This is a genomic window from Erythrobacter colymbi (assembly GCF_002155685.1).
In the GTDB taxonomy this organism is placed as follows: Bacteria; Pseudomonadota; Alphaproteobacteria; order Sphingomonadales; family Sphingomonadaceae; genus Erythrobacter; species Erythrobacter colymbi.
On the sequence record NZ_MUYK01000015.1, the window covers coordinates 13357 to 25287 of the forward strand.

The window sequence follows — 11931 nt, forward strand, 5'->3', positions numbered from 1 at the left end:
CCGGGATTAGAAGGTTGTCGTTGGGCGTTGCTCACATCTCCGTGCTGACACTTGCCCATACCATGAAGCCCACGATCCCAAGCATGAAGCAGGTCAGGCCGATTGCCAATCGCGCGGCAGACTTCCATGATGGTGTCGCCTGACCGCCGATGATGGCACTGCCAGGGCGGCGCTTGGCTCGCATGCCGAAGACCTCCTGGCTGACGTCAGCGACACCGAAGGCAACCAATGCGGTGGCCACCATGAACACCGCAGCGCGCATGCCCCCCGGGATTGCGACGGCCGAAATGATCGCCGAAATGGTCACAAGCGACCCCGCGATGCGAATGAGATCGGTCACCGGAATGATGCGATAGAGCCTGATCTTGCGGCTCACCCTGAAGCGGATCAGCGGCACGCCGCAGGAGCCACAGACATGGAGCATACGTGGCTCGATCCAGTGACCAGTTGAACGATGGCATTTGGGGCACTGTGCGCTGCCGATCCCTGCTGCCATATTCATGATGGTTCTCCTGCTGGCTGTGCAACCAGCGCATCGCGGATTTCTGCTGCCCGCTCGGTGCTGCACAGCCAGTTGCGAAAACGCGGATTCCAGATTGCCCGGCCTTTGCAAGCGGCAGTCAGCTGCTCGGCCGCGGGGGTGCCAGGCTTGGCGAGGAAGGCTATCCGCCCATCCGGGAGGACTCGCTCGGAAATCCCTTCTATCACCGGTTTGAGCGCTCCAGCCTTCGCGCTGGCCCCGTCACGCTCTTGGACGAGCCCGCCCTTGCCCTGATCGGGCGCCCACGGTTTTGCATCGCCTGCATGATTATCAGGTGCTGGAGGCGGGTCTGCCACCATTGTTGCTGTGTCTCGGCATTCCTCGATAGGCTGACCTTCTGGGGGCAGTATGGCGGCTTCAGCAAAGGGTCCGCGCGCGGTGTCGATTTCGACATCCTGTTCGGCGATTACATTCTCGGGTTCGGGTGCGTGCGTAGTCGTGGCTTGAGGCGATGACACATCTCCAAGTCCAAATCGCTTTCTCCACGCATAGGCTGCTGGCACATGCTGCGAGGCGAGTTGCGCCGCCACCGCGCCCAGCTGCCCGGCGCTGAGCGCTGTGAAGAAACCAGTCGCATCGGCGAAGCTGACGTCGTCTGTCCACCGGTCATGAAAGTTATCGACCTTCACGATCCGTGTGCCGGTACCGATGCGCGTGCGATCGATCTTGCATGTTGGTGGCACGATCACCCATCCCTCCACGCGGCGAAATGCAGCGGAATGCTTGTGTGCTTTGAGCCAGAGCTCAAGCAACCTTGCGGCACGATCGGCCTGCGCCACGGGATTGGGTATGTCGACGGGCTGCCGTCGGTTTTGATACCACACGCACCATTCGTCATGGTCGTTCTTGGAGATGCGCCCGCTGAAATTCTTCGTCTCGAGCACCGCGACGCGCTTCAGGAAGCTGTGAAGCAGCAGATGGTCGAACTGGACGTAGCCGCCCAGCCCATCGGGAAGTCTCAGGTCATGAATCACCGCCACCCTTTCAGAGTGGCCATAGGTTCGGTCGAGGATGTGCGCAGTTTCGCGCTCTCCCTTGGCGCCTTTTCGGATCGTATAGAGTTCGGTCTCGATGCCGCGGCGCTGGTCGTCTGTGATCTCTTCCTTCAGCAGTGATTCCAGAACCTCAATGTCACCAGCACGCCCATCACTGGCCTTGAGGATCATCAGACACCCCCTGCGCGCTGTCAGCTTCGGCCTGAGCTGGCGGTTGCGGGGCCTCTGAGGCCTGGCGCGGGATGCGTGCCTGTGCCTCGACGATCAGCTTGCGGAACGCATCGAGCACCGCCAGCGAGGTAATCTTACCGATGTCGGTCGAGCCGTAGGTGCCGCCCAGCGCGCCAACACCGAGACCGAGGAGCAGACCGCCCCCGACCACGCCCACGTCCTTCTTTCGCGCTGAGCCGGTCGCCACGGCCTCCTGAAGGCCTGTATCCACGTCGATGAGGGGCAGCAGCACCTGACTTTCAAGGGTCTTGCTCTTGAGCCCAACCGCGCTGCCAAACGCACCGCCGATCCCGCCGCCGCTCTCGCGGCTCTTGGCATCGGAATAGAGCACCTGCGCGCTGATGAGGTAGTCTGCCTTGACCATCGCCTGCGACGGCGCAGCGCCGCTCATGGCGCGTTCCCGCTCGAGCGCACCCATCGCTGCGCCGCGATCGGCAACGCGGAAGCAGTTCGAGCGCGCTGCCATGAGCTTGATGAGCGGGAGCGGATCGACCCGTGCGGTTCCCCCGCCCTGCTGCGCCTCGGCCATCCGCAGCAAGGCTGCCATCCCCGGCGAGAGTTCGCCGGCGAGGCCATCAGTCGGGCTGGGAGCCTTCTCTTCGACCAATGCGACCACCCCGAGCGGCTGCGCACAGCGAGGCAGCTCGGTGTTCTCATCGACGCCGGTGCCGCCCTTTCCGGTCACCTGAGCGATCGCGGGGGCGGTGATGAGAGAAAGAGCGGCGACCGCTCCTGCAAAGATGGCGGTATTACGCATGGTCCTGGGCTCCCTTCCCTTCGGCAGCTGCCGCTTGCTCATCACATTCCTTGCAAGCTTCGCACGGCGCACAATTGGCACAGTCGTCACACTCGGTGGGTTCGTCTGCTTCCTTGCGGGCGGCGTAGCGCGCCTGCTTTTCGGCTGCGCGGGCCGGAGCATCCACGCCTGCCGTGTCTCGGGCGTAGCTTGCCATGCTGGCTGCCACATCCGTGGCTGGTGCAGCTTGTGCCGCAGCAGGCACGCCGATCGCGACCGCCACGGCCGGCAGGCCGATGATCAGATGTCTGTGTGTCATTATGCGTCCCTTCCCGTGTTACCTGATACCAGTTACCAGTTACCATCCAGTTCTGCGGCCATCGCGCAGATCGCCCTGCGCACGGCTGTCGCCGAGCGAGGATCGCCGGACCTCGAGCCGGACACCTTTGCCGCTGGCGCTGGTGCGGATATCGCGCAAATCGATATCGTTGCGCTTGGCCCAGCGCTCGGCGGCGGCATCGTCGGCGAAATCGCCCATGTCCTCGAAATTCCAGTTGCTCATCGTATCGTCCTTTCTTCAGCAGGTTGTGGCGCGCGTGCCGGTCTTCTTTGGGTTCACTCGAATGTCTGGAATTCGATCTCTGCGCGCAGGCTGTGCTCCAGCGCGTCTTCGATAAGATCGAGTGTTTCCGGGTTCGCGAGGGCGACGACGATGTCTTCATGAGGCGCATCGTTGCCGTGAAGGTCTCTTCCCAGAACCATGATCGACCGGCGGTAGGCGCTCTTCGGATGGTCGTTCATGGTCGAGCAGCAGATGGTCCACCAGTTGGGCATGATCCCCAGCGAGCGCATGGCGTCTTCGAATTGCTGGTCGGCTATCAGGATCGCATAGTCGCGGCCACCGGAGCGCAGGTCGATGTAATCGTGGGCCGGTCGGAGCAGATCGATCTGGAATACATGAAACCAGGCCGCGTCAGCGTAGTTTGGATTGGCAAGCTCCCTCAGTGGTAGTGTGTCTGGTTTGTGGTAGTAGTCCTGGAAACGGCCAAGCCCCCTCACCCACAGGAAGTCATTATTGAAATCGCTCGCGATGCGCGCAGCCGCTTCTTCGTCGGTCAGCTGGTGCCAGGAAACCGAGACAAGGCGGGCGGAATAGTCCTTATAGGCGCGATCCGGCGGTCGCAGGCGATCTGGCTCGGACGACGAAGGTCTTGCCCCCGCAGAGAACCTGGGCCGCGTGAGCATGGACATCAAACTCATGGTGTCTTCCTCTTGAATTCGGTCGGGTTTGATCGTCCCCGATTGGTTCTGGCGGTCAATGCGCGGCGTGACAGATCGTAAGGGCACACCTCTTGCTCGATGCGGAAGTCAGACGCTGGCTTGAGATTGCCGCCCATGACGATCCATTCTGGATCGACGTTATACAGTATTCTCAGGGGCTTGAGAATCGCAATTGGCGGTTCTGCGATCGCCGCTTCCCAGATGAGGAGCGCGCGGCGGGTAAAGCCGAGGCTTCGCGCGAAGCGATCTTGTGAAAGACCAGATCTAAGCCGCACTGCACGGTTTCGCTCGCCGACGCTGCTCGTCATGCCAGTACCTCCGCCAAGGCTTGGCGCACGGTAGCAAAGGTGTGGCGGATTGGACCAAGCCGGATTGTGAGGTAGCCTGCGCTCGCTGTCATGCGGTCGCGATGCCGGTCGGCCGAGCGATTATGCGTGCGGTCGTCCAGCTCGACGATGGCGATGATGTCGCCGCTCGCTCGGTCCTCGAGCACGAAATCGACCCGCTTGGACGAGAAGCGGTTGCGCACGCTGGTCGACCGCGATCGATCGAGCCCTGCAGCCGGCCGGAGGATCGCACCCATCGAGACCTGCGCATGCACCCTCGCGTGAGGGACGACCCGCTCGATCATGGCGCATACGACGCGCTCCCGTTTGGTCATCAGCGGGGCCGCGCGGACGGGCAGCGAGCCTATGCCGCGTTTGGTGGACATGAGCATGACCACGAAAACCACGAGGGCGATGATCGCGAGGATTCCGAGCTCCGTCATAGCGGCTCCGGCCCCACGAGCATTTGCCGTGTTTTCAGGTTGCCGTCGATCCGACGGTGGAGGTCGATGCCGTTCCCGCGCGAGTGCCCGAACTCCATCAGCTCGGCCACGGTTTCGTATTGGGTGTTGGGCCCGAAGAACTTGGCATTTCCATGCCATTTTTGTCCTTCGATCACACGCATGCGCCAGATCCCGACGGGGGCGGGGATCGTTACCTCGCTGTTTGCCGCGACGAAGACGGAGATCACATGGCGATCTGTCTCAGGGTGGACGAGCTGAACAACGGCGTTGGAATCGCTTGTCCTCACCGCGAGTTGGCTGCGCACAATTTTCATCGGGAGATCACTTGCGACGCTAACGCTGCCGGTTTCTGGGAACGGGAGGCCGGGCTCGGTGTCGGGCAGCCACCCTCCCCGCCTAAGATCACCCAACATCGGAATGGCGTAGGTAGCGAGGCACAAGAGCGGTATCGCCCATGCTGCGAAACGTCTGGTCCCCGACGAGACATTTTGACGCGGCTGACGCGATATTCGCCGTCCGTGCTGTCCGCGGGGCTCGTTCCTTTTTCGAGAGAAGCCTGCGGCCGCTATGCGGTCGTACTGGTCGAAACTGGTGTTTTTGCCGACCCAGGTCGCCCCTCCGGGCGGAACCTCGTCCGCTTTTCTTGCCGCTTCGCGCTCAGCCTTGTTGAAGCTCCACCTGGACGGCGACTTCTTTCCCTGACGCTCCCAATAGCGTTCCTTCATGTAGTCGCGGTCATCGATACCCATCAGCCCTTCTCCTCGCTGCCTTGAAAGGCGGAGCCCGTACCGTCGTAAGGGGCGATCATCAGAGTCGGCTGATGTCCCAGCAGCAACCAGACAGGGTCGAACGCATAATCATCGCACAATTGCGCCAGAAGGCTCGCCGGCGGGTCTGTGTGGCCCTGCTCGTAGCCGTTGAGGGTTTGGCGGGCGATCCCGAGGCGTGCGGCAAGCTGCTCTTGTGTGAGCTCGAGGGAGACCCGTGCGCATTTCAAACGGTGCGCAAGGCCTGACAGGTCGCGGGTTGGTCGGTCGAGAGGATTGGGAACCTCGTTCATGCGTCGGCTACCAAAGCTTGAGAGGTGGCCGCCGCGCATGGCATCTTCCCGGCAGATTTCTGCGAGCGCCATTCCAAGCCCCACATGAGGCCGGCCATGAGCGTGATCGCCATTGCGAGCATTATTGAATAGTAGGCTTCGGTGGCCAAGTTCTGGCCCGGTTCACCCATATGGTCTATCATGGCCCACTCTTGGCAGACTTCCATGCCGTGGGCTTCGACATTGCACCAATGGATGTGGTCGCCGTGGATGACGTAGTCGTAGTTGGGTGAGGAATGCATGATCAGATCTCCAGGCTGATGTCTTTTTCGGGGAAGGGCTTGTCTGGCACGCGGGGCTCAACCGCGACGCGGTGTTTGCTCAGATCCATGCTGTCGGGCTTGGCGAGGTCGGCGGGCACTTCGGGATTGAACGTCTTGTCGGTTTTACCCGGCCCCGCCGCACCTTCCCTTGGTGCATCGATCTCGAGGCGGCCGACCGTCTCGAGCGCACTGGTCTTGTTGCCCTCGTTGCGCTCGATCGCGCTGATCAGGCGGTCCTTGTTGTCGGTGTGGAGGGTCAGATCGTCCCGCACGCGAGTGACGGTGACGTTGAACAGGCGCTGGTTCGACAGGTTGCTTTCCGACCCGCTCATCACTGCGATCCCTTTGTCGGTGGTCACGCCCTGCGCCATGTGCATGTTGATGGCATATGCGAGACCGAGGCGTTCGAGCATGGGGTCGCCCTGCTTCAGATGCACCATTTGATCATCGGCGGTCTTCACGCTGATGCCGTCCTTGCTCACCCCCGTGACCTGCGCCAGCGAGGCATTGTAGAGCCCCCGCTCCTTGTCGTTCGCCGTCCAGCGGATCTGGTCGTTTTCGTGGAGCTTGATCTCGCTCCGCTGCGTGAGGCCGAGCGCGTCGCGCTTGTCGTTGGGGTCGATCTTCTGCGGGTCAAACCGCACTGTGCGGTTGCCGATCTTCAGCTCGACGCGGCCCTTGGCATCGACGCCGAGCACTTCGTAGCTGCCGCGCCGGAGCCCGATTTCCGACACCGCCCTTGCGACCTCGAGCGTCTGCCCTGCCCTGTAGGTCTGGGGGTAGCGCAACTCCTCGCGCTCGGCATTTACCCGCTCGAGCACTTTGAGAGAGATGCTGTCCTTGCCGAGGGTGCCGTCAGCACGCAGGCCGTCCTGAATGCGCTGATTGAGTTCAGCACGGGCGTCCCGGCCGGAGGCGAACACCATCGTTCTGTCGCGCTCATCCTTGGGAAGGCTTAGCCACTGGTCCGCTGCCGATTTGATGTGATCGGGGCTGGCCTTCAGCTGGTCGCCGAGCACTTCCATCGCCCCGCGCACTTCCCCGCGGTTTGCGAGCGCTGCGATCGTGCGCAGCTGGTCGGTGCGCTGGCGCAGGTTCTCGTCCATGCGGACCATCGCGATCCCCCCGGCCTGAGCCATCGCGAAAGCCTTGCCCATATCGATCGAGGAGAGTTGCTGGCGGTCGCCGATCATGATGAGCTTCTCGACGCCGAGCGCATTGGCGATGCCGACCAGATGTTTCATCGGCTCGCTGCCGACCATCGAGGCTTCATCGAGCACCAGCACGGCACCCTTGAGCGCGCCGCGCGCGGCTTCGTATGCTTCGCCCCGCCCTGCGAGGGCTGCCTTGGCATAGGCATTCACGAAGGACGACACGGTCTGTGCTTCGATGCCGGCACTATCCCTGAGGTCGCCAACCATCTTGTTCTGGAAGGCGAGCCCCAAAACCTTGTGACCTTCCTGCTCGGCAACCCGGGCCACGGCCGCGATCATGGTCGATTTGCCCGCCCCCGCGACCCCTTGCACCGCAACGATCCGGTCGCTGGACGAGAGCCCGAGCACGGCAGCGGCCATCTGGCCCGTGTTGAGCTGCTTGTCGCCGGAGACGGCATTGATGCGTTCGACCGCAGCGTCAGGCGCAACGATCGGCGTTGCAGCCCCCCTGCCCCTGTCGATCTGGGCGAGGATCAGGGATTCGGTCGCAAGGGCGTGCGGCGTCGTGACATGGGTCAGCGCGCCATCGATCCGGTTTGACTGGCCCGGGATAAGGTTTCCGCTCTCAAGCAGCTGCTCGACGCGGGCATCGACCTTCTCGGCCGTGACACCCCTCAAGCCCAGATCGAGCGCAGTTTTGGTGATCTGTGGGATCGGAAAGGCCGCCTCTCGCTGTTCGAGAATGCGTATGGCCGAAGCGACTGCCGCTTGCGCGCGCAGGTCGTCTGGTGAGAATTTGAGGCGCTCGAGCCCCTGAGTGACCAGCGGGTCCTTCTCCCTGAAGACCCCACCGAGCGCTGTCATGATGTTCGATATGGTCTCGCTGAGGCGCTGTGTCGGCGTGGTCAGTTTGTCGGGTGTGTTACCGGCCGCGCGGGATTTCGCTTCCTCGATGACCTGCTTACCGTCGAACCCGATGGCCGCGGCGCGCTCTCGCCAGTCGGCGGCGAGTTTCTCGCGGTCCTCGACATTGAGTTTGGGATCGCGGGTGTTTGTGGTCACCTTGTCGATAGCGGCCGGAGATGAGAGCCCCAGCTCTTTGGCCTTTTCGACAATCGCTTCGCGGCGTTTGCTGAACTCGTCGATTGCCTCCTTGGGAACCCCGTTGATCTCGAACTGGCCGTGCTTGCCGGTCAGACGGGTTACATAGCCAAGCTCGGCCAGTTTTTCGCGGAAGGCGGCATGATAGGCAGCGCCGATCACCGTGTTGTTCTTCCATAGCTGGCCATTGTGAAGCGCCTGCCAGGCACCGTTCGCCATTCGGGTCAGGTTGGCGATGACGACATGGATATGACCTTGCGGATCGAGCGCACGGCTCGTTTCATGCGCGAACAGAGCGTAGACAAGATTACCTGTCTTGACTGGTTCGCCCGATTTGGTGCGCTCATATGTCCGGCCCTCGGCAAACTTGCCCTCGACCCAGCTCATCGTCTCCTTGACCGCGCTCCAGTGCGCATTGAGGATGCGCTCATCGCCCGATACCAGCGCGAGGATGCTGGCAGACTTTGGCATCGAGAATGTAAGGTCCAGACCGGACTGCCTGTTGTGCACCTGGCCGATCTTCTCACCATTGGGCAGCTCTCCATTGAGGATCTTTTCGAAGGCATCCTTGGTGACTTCGCCCGAGAGTCCGAGCAGCTCTGCCCCCTTTCCTTCCCAACCTGTTTTTTCCGTGCCATGCGAACTGCCGGTTTGTGTGCCTCCACTGCCGGCTCCGTTGCTTTCGCCTGAACCGCTACCGGCCCCACCATCGCCCGGTCCGCCCTCGCCTGCGACCCCGCCTTCTCCGCCGTCTCCCACGTAATAGTCGGCCGGGTGCTTGTCGTCCTTGGCGAAGTATTCGGCGGCGCCTGAGGCGGATTTGACCGATGCGACCGACAGCATGATCAGTCTCCCAGCCCGAAGTCATCGTCGATCGTGGGAGTATCGTTCGAAGCTTCCCTCTCGTGGCCTTGGCCCTGATCCTTCTGGTCAGTTCCCGCGCCCTCGCGGTTTTCGCGCTGGATCTGTTCTTCGGTTCGGTCGCGGTCCTGCTTTCCCAGGGTCTTATCGGTCAGAGCGTCCTTCGCCTGTTGCCGTGCGATTTCGGTCTTGTCGGCCGCTGCGGTGGCATAGCGCGATCCCACTGCGATCGATCGTGATCTCGGTGTTTGATCTTCAGCTTCACCGCTGGTGGCCGAGTTGTCCCTGCCTTGAAGATCGTCCGCACTGTGCCGGTCTGTGACTGCACTTTTGACGAACATCGCATCGGCTGCCTTTTCGGCATCCGAACGCCTGTCAGCTTTCTCCGCGCCGTCCGCCTTTTCCAGCGCCTCGGTTGTCTCCCGCTCGGCTTCCTCAGCCTCCACGCGCCCGGTTGGCGGCAAGGACTCAGGACCACCCTCACTCCCCCCTTCCGCGCCAACAGGCCGGCTCGCCGGCCGTTTGGACTCGGGCGGCTTGTAGGGCGTCGGCTCCATGCTGGTGACCCGCATGAACCCCGGGGCGACCTCCGGGTAATCTTTCCACTGAAGCTTGATACGCGCCGCCGGAAACCCATCGGGAAACTTGATGAACCCGTGCATCGACGGGAGGTTTGTAATGTCGTCGGGAATGACCAGCGGCTCGATTGCCTTGCGCGGCGTCAGGGTCGATGCATCGCGGGTGTTGTTGTAGCCGTAGCTGTAGGCTTCATCCATCTGGCGAACCTCGCGGTTGCCGATGAATTCGGCGCAGCGTTCAGCAGATTGGTAATCGGCCGTGGCGAGGATCAGCTTGGTGCGCGCAAGCCCGGCCAGATTGGTCGCGCCTTTCTCGCCGTATGTTTCCTCCAGCTTGGCAAAGGAGTGGATGCCGAGAACGAAGGCACCGCCATAGTTTCGGGCAGTCTGGAGACCATTGCCGATGGCAGGAAGGGCATGCAGAGCGTTGACCTCGTCGAACAGAAACCAGGTTCGAAGATCGCGCGTGCGCGGTAGCGTCATCTGGGCGGTGACGGCCATGTCGGTCCATAGCGTCAGCAGCATCCGGGTGAAGTTCATGTCTGAATAGCTCGACGTGATGAACAGGATCGAGCCTGGTTCGGATGCTTTGATCCATGCCTTGATCGAGAAGCTGTCAGGCTTCTCGGGCGAAGGGTCTGGGATGTAGCGGATGGCGTTGGCGTTGGTGTTGAAGACCGACCGGATTGACTCCGCCATGCGGGCCGCAGTTTCCGCCGTCAGGGGAGCCGCGACAGTGTCCTTCAGCTTGGCATGGATCTGCTTCAGGTTGGCGGTCATGAGGTGGTGGGCAATGGCCGCGTTTGACATCTCGCCGTCGGCTTTGAGTTTCATGCAGATTTCAACGAACAGCGTACGCGCAGCGTTCTGCCAGAACGGCTCCTTCTCATCGGGGTGGGATGGGATCAGAGCGGTCGCGGCCGTCAGAAAATCGGCATAGAGTTCGCAGTCGTTGAAGATGGTCCAGGGCACGCACCGTTGATCCATGGGGTTGAGGATCGTGTCCGTTTCCGGATTGTAGAAGGCTTCGACGAACGCGCCGGTCAGATCGAAGATCACGGCATTCTGACCGCGTTCGCGCAGCTGGGTGACGAGCGAGCGCAGCTGAGTGGTCTTCCCGGCACCGGTCGTGCCGATCAGCATGGTGTGACTTTGCTCAAGTCGCCACGGGTAGGGAATGCCTGCGATGACGTAGGGTTGATGGATCCCAAGCTCTCGTTTCTGCTGGCGGTCCAGATTGATGATGTCAGTAGGTTCGCGCGGAGGATCGAGACGCGAGCATTCATAGGCAAAACGGTTGCCGTTATGGGCCCGGACCTCGGCTCGTAAGACTTCGCGCTCAACCAGCATCGCACCGCGTTCATGGCGTTCTTCGAGGATCGTTTTGCCGCGTTTCCGGGAGAACTCGATGAACCAGATGCTGAGCGGTGCAGCGATGAAGATGGCCATGAAAGCCGATCCAAGGAGGCAGCGAAGCGCTTTGGCTGAGGCAGAGGCAACGTAGGGGTCGTAAGGCACTGCCCCCATCAGCGTGGGGCGGATCATCCCATTGGGAAGAGTGAGGTGAATGACCTTCGTTGGGTCGAGCAGCATCAGCGACCAAAGACCCGAATACATGCGCATCAGGACGAGATGAATTTCAGGCGTGCTGAGCGAGAGGCTGACGGTCGTGGCAAGTGCGAGGCTGAAGACCAGAAACCAGATCAGCAGCGGGATCTTGATCCCCGCAAACCACATCCAGAATTCGTGGGTGACGAGCTGCGATCCGCGAGTGAAATTGCCGGCATTTCGGGTTACCTTTCCGCGTGCGGAATGATGCTGGATCGTGGCACCCTTGCCGCTAAAACGGATGTCATCGCGTCGCATGGAATTCCTCCATGCGCTCATTGGCAATTGCCTCGATTTCCGGAGCGACGTCGGCGTGCTCGCGGTGGACTATGATGTCCACTGCAGCTTGCGTGTATTCCACCAGGAGGATGAGGCGTCGCAGGTCCACTGCAAGACCCGTCATTGCGGGGTCAGCCCCTGCTCTGATCGCAATCCTGACAGCTTCGCTGCGGGTGCAACCTCGCTGCTTTGCCAAGGCGTCGATTAAAGCCAGTTCCTGCGGGTTGCATCGCAGGTTGATGAAGTTGTTGTCTGACATTTTCCATCCACTCGAGGTGGATGGTGGGACTTCCGCAGGTCGCTTTTAGCACAGCAGCCGCCCCGCCGAAACTGAAAAGGACTATCAATTTGAAATTGCAGATTCAATCGAGATATGAGATAGATAGACGCGTTCACGCCGTCCTGATAGGAAAT

General features: G+C 61.5%; 14 protein-coding genes. All 14 read right to left on the reverse strand.

Translation table 11 applies throughout. The features are described 5' to 3' along the window. Positions 1 to 31: 31 nt before the first annotated feature. The 14 genes from BZF57_RS17315 to BZF57_RS17370 are packed head-to-tail and all read right to left on the reverse strand — an operon-like array spanning position 32 to position 11776. The gene (locus BZF57_RS17315; RefSeq protein ID WP_143738545.1) at positions 32 to 502 is read right to left on the reverse strand and encodes a hypothetical protein; all 471 of its coding nucleotides are present in this window, start codon (positions 500 to 502) and stop codon (positions 32 to 34) included. Next, positions 499 to 1707, reverse strand: coding sequence for a nuclease-related domain-containing protein (locus tag BZF57_RS17320; RefSeq protein WP_086740368.1), 1209 nt, complete (start codon positions 1705 to 1707; stop codon positions 499 to 501). The genes BZF57_RS17315 and BZF57_RS17320 overlap by 4 nt, the downstream gene beginning before the upstream one ends. Continuing rightward, positions 1688 to 2524, reverse strand: coding sequence for a CsgG/HfaB family protein (locus BZF57_RS17325; protein ID WP_086740370.1), 837 nt, complete (start codon positions 2522 to 2524; stop codon positions 1688 to 1690). Before BZF57_RS17325 ends, BZF57_RS17320 begins: the two co-directional genes overlap by 20 nt. After that, complete coding sequence (locus tag BZF57_RS17330; RefSeq protein ID WP_086740372.1) at positions 2517 to 2822, reverse strand: hypothetical protein; 306 nt, start codon at positions 2820 to 2822, stop codon at positions 2517 to 2519. Before BZF57_RS17330 ends, BZF57_RS17325 begins: the two co-directional genes overlap by 8 nt. Positions 2823 to 2861: 39 nt before the next feature. After that, entirely contained in the window at positions 2862 to 3065 is a 204-nt protein-coding gene (locus BZF57_RS17335) for a hypothetical protein (RefSeq protein WP_086740374.1), read from the reverse strand. A 53-nt stretch (positions 3066 to 3118) separates the two neighbouring features. Continuing rightward, entirely contained in the window at positions 3119 to 3763 is a 645-nt protein-coding gene (locus BZF57_RS17340) for a hypothetical protein (protein ID WP_086740377.1), read from the reverse strand. Next, on the reverse strand, positions 3760 to 4092 hold the full coding sequence (locus BZF57_RS20915; protein WP_143738546.1) for a helix-turn-helix transcriptional regulator: 333 nt from the start codon (positions 4090 to 4092) through the stop codon (positions 3760 to 3762). Before BZF57_RS20915 ends, BZF57_RS17340 begins: the two co-directional genes overlap by 4 nt. Beyond that, complete coding sequence (locus tag BZF57_RS17345) at positions 4089 to 4553, reverse strand: DUF2726 domain-containing protein (protein WP_086740379.1); 465 nt, start codon at positions 4551 to 4553, stop codon at positions 4089 to 4091. Before BZF57_RS17345 ends, BZF57_RS20915 begins: the two co-directional genes overlap by 4 nt. Then, positions 4550 to 5323 carry a hypothetical protein gene (locus tag BZF57_RS17350; RefSeq protein WP_086740381.1) on the reverse strand — a complete coding sequence of 258 codons (774 nt, stop codon included), beginning with the start codon at positions 5321 to 5323 and terminating at the stop codon, positions 4550 to 4552. Before BZF57_RS17350 ends, BZF57_RS17345 begins: the two co-directional genes overlap by 4 nt. Next, positions 5323 to 5634: a helix-turn-helix transcriptional regulator gene (locus tag BZF57_RS17355; protein ID WP_162291039.1), complete on the reverse strand. Its 312-nt coding sequence runs from the start codon at positions 5632 to 5634 to the stop codon at positions 5323 to 5325. The genes BZF57_RS17350 and BZF57_RS17355 overlap by 1 nt, the downstream gene beginning before the upstream one ends. Beyond that, a complete protein-coding gene (locus BZF57_RS21285; RefSeq protein WP_162291040.1) occupies positions 5631 to 5915 on the reverse strand; it encodes a hypothetical protein in 285 nt (94 codons plus the stop codon). Before BZF57_RS21285 ends, BZF57_RS17355 begins: the two co-directional genes overlap by 4 nt. Positions 5916 to 5917: 2 nt before the next feature. Beyond that, the gene (gene mobF / locus BZF57_RS17360; protein WP_206073292.1) at positions 5918 to 9034 is read right to left on the reverse strand and encodes a MobF family relaxase; all 3117 of its coding nucleotides are present in this window, start codon (positions 9032 to 9034) and stop codon (positions 5918 to 5920) included. 2 nt (positions 9035 to 9036) lie between these two features. After that, the gene (locus BZF57_RS17365) at positions 9037 to 11496 is read right to left on the reverse strand and encodes a type IV secretion system DNA-binding domain-containing protein (RefSeq protein ID WP_086740385.1); all 2460 of its coding nucleotides are present in this window, start codon (positions 11494 to 11496) and stop codon (positions 9037 to 9039) included. Then, positions 11483 to 11776, reverse strand: a complete 294-nt coding sequence (locus BZF57_RS17370; protein ID WP_086740387.1) for a ribbon-helix-helix protein, CopG family — start codon at positions 11774 to 11776, stop codon at positions 11483 to 11485. The genes BZF57_RS17365 and BZF57_RS17370 overlap by 14 nt, the downstream gene beginning before the upstream one ends. Positions 11777 to 11931: the final 155 nt, after the last annotated feature.

What these genes read in the sequence shown, in the direction of transcription:
- BZF57_RS17315 (WP_143738545.1), bottom strand. Translation starts at nt 502, where the DNA reads ATGAATATGGCAGCAGGGATCGGCAGCGCACAGTGCCCCAAATGCCAT.
- BZF57_RS17320 (WP_086740368.1), bottom strand. Translation starts at nt 1,707, where the DNA reads ATGATCCTCAAGGCCAGTGATGGGCGTGCTGGTGACATTGAGGTTCTG.
- BZF57_RS17325 (WP_086740370.1), bottom strand. Translation starts at nt 2,524, where the DNA reads ATGCGTAATACCGCCATCTTTGCAGGAGCGGTCGCCGCTCTTTCTCTC.
- BZF57_RS17330 (WP_086740372.1), bottom strand. Translation starts at nt 2,822, where the DNA reads ATGACACACAGACATCTGATCATCGGCCTGCCGGCCGTGGCGGTCGCG.
- BZF57_RS17335 (WP_086740374.1), bottom strand. Translation starts at nt 3,065, where the DNA reads ATGAGCAACTGGAATTTCGAGGACATGGGCGATTTCGCCGACGATGCC.
- BZF57_RS17340 (WP_086740377.1), bottom strand. Translation starts at nt 3,763, where the DNA reads ATGAGTTTGATGTCCATGCTCACGCGGCCCAGGTTCTCTGCGGGGGCA.
- BZF57_RS20915 (WP_143738546.1), bottom strand. Translation starts at nt 4,092, where the DNA reads ATGACGAGCAGCGTCGGCGAGCGAAACCGTGCAGTGCGGCTTAGATCT.
- BZF57_RS17345 (WP_086740379.1), bottom strand. Translation starts at nt 4,553, where the DNA reads ATGACGGAGCTCGGAATCCTCGCGATCATCGCCCTCGTGGTTTTCGTG.
- BZF57_RS17350 (WP_086740381.1), bottom strand. Translation starts at nt 5,323, where the DNA reads ATGGGTATCGATGACCGCGACTACATGAAGGAACGCTATTGGGAGCGT.
- BZF57_RS17355 (WP_162291039.1), bottom strand. Translation starts at nt 5,634, where the DNA reads ATGAACGAGGTTCCCAATCCTCTCGACCGACCAACCCGCGACCTGTCA.
- BZF57_RS21285 (WP_162291040.1), bottom strand. Translation starts at nt 5,915, where the DNA reads ATGCATTCCTCACCCAACTACGACTACGTCATCCACGGCGACCACATC.
- mobF (WP_206073292.1), bottom strand. Translation starts at nt 9,034, where the DNA reads ATGCTGTCGGTCGCATCGGTCAAATCCGCCTCAGGCGCCGCCGAATAC.
- BZF57_RS17365 (WP_086740385.1), bottom strand. Translation starts at nt 11,496, where the DNA reads ATGCGACGCGATGACATCCGTTTTAGCGGCAAGGGTGCCACGATCCAG.
- BZF57_RS17370 (WP_086740387.1), bottom strand. Translation starts at nt 11,776, where the DNA reads ATGTCAGACAACAACTTCATCAACCTGCGATGCAACCCGCAGGAACTG.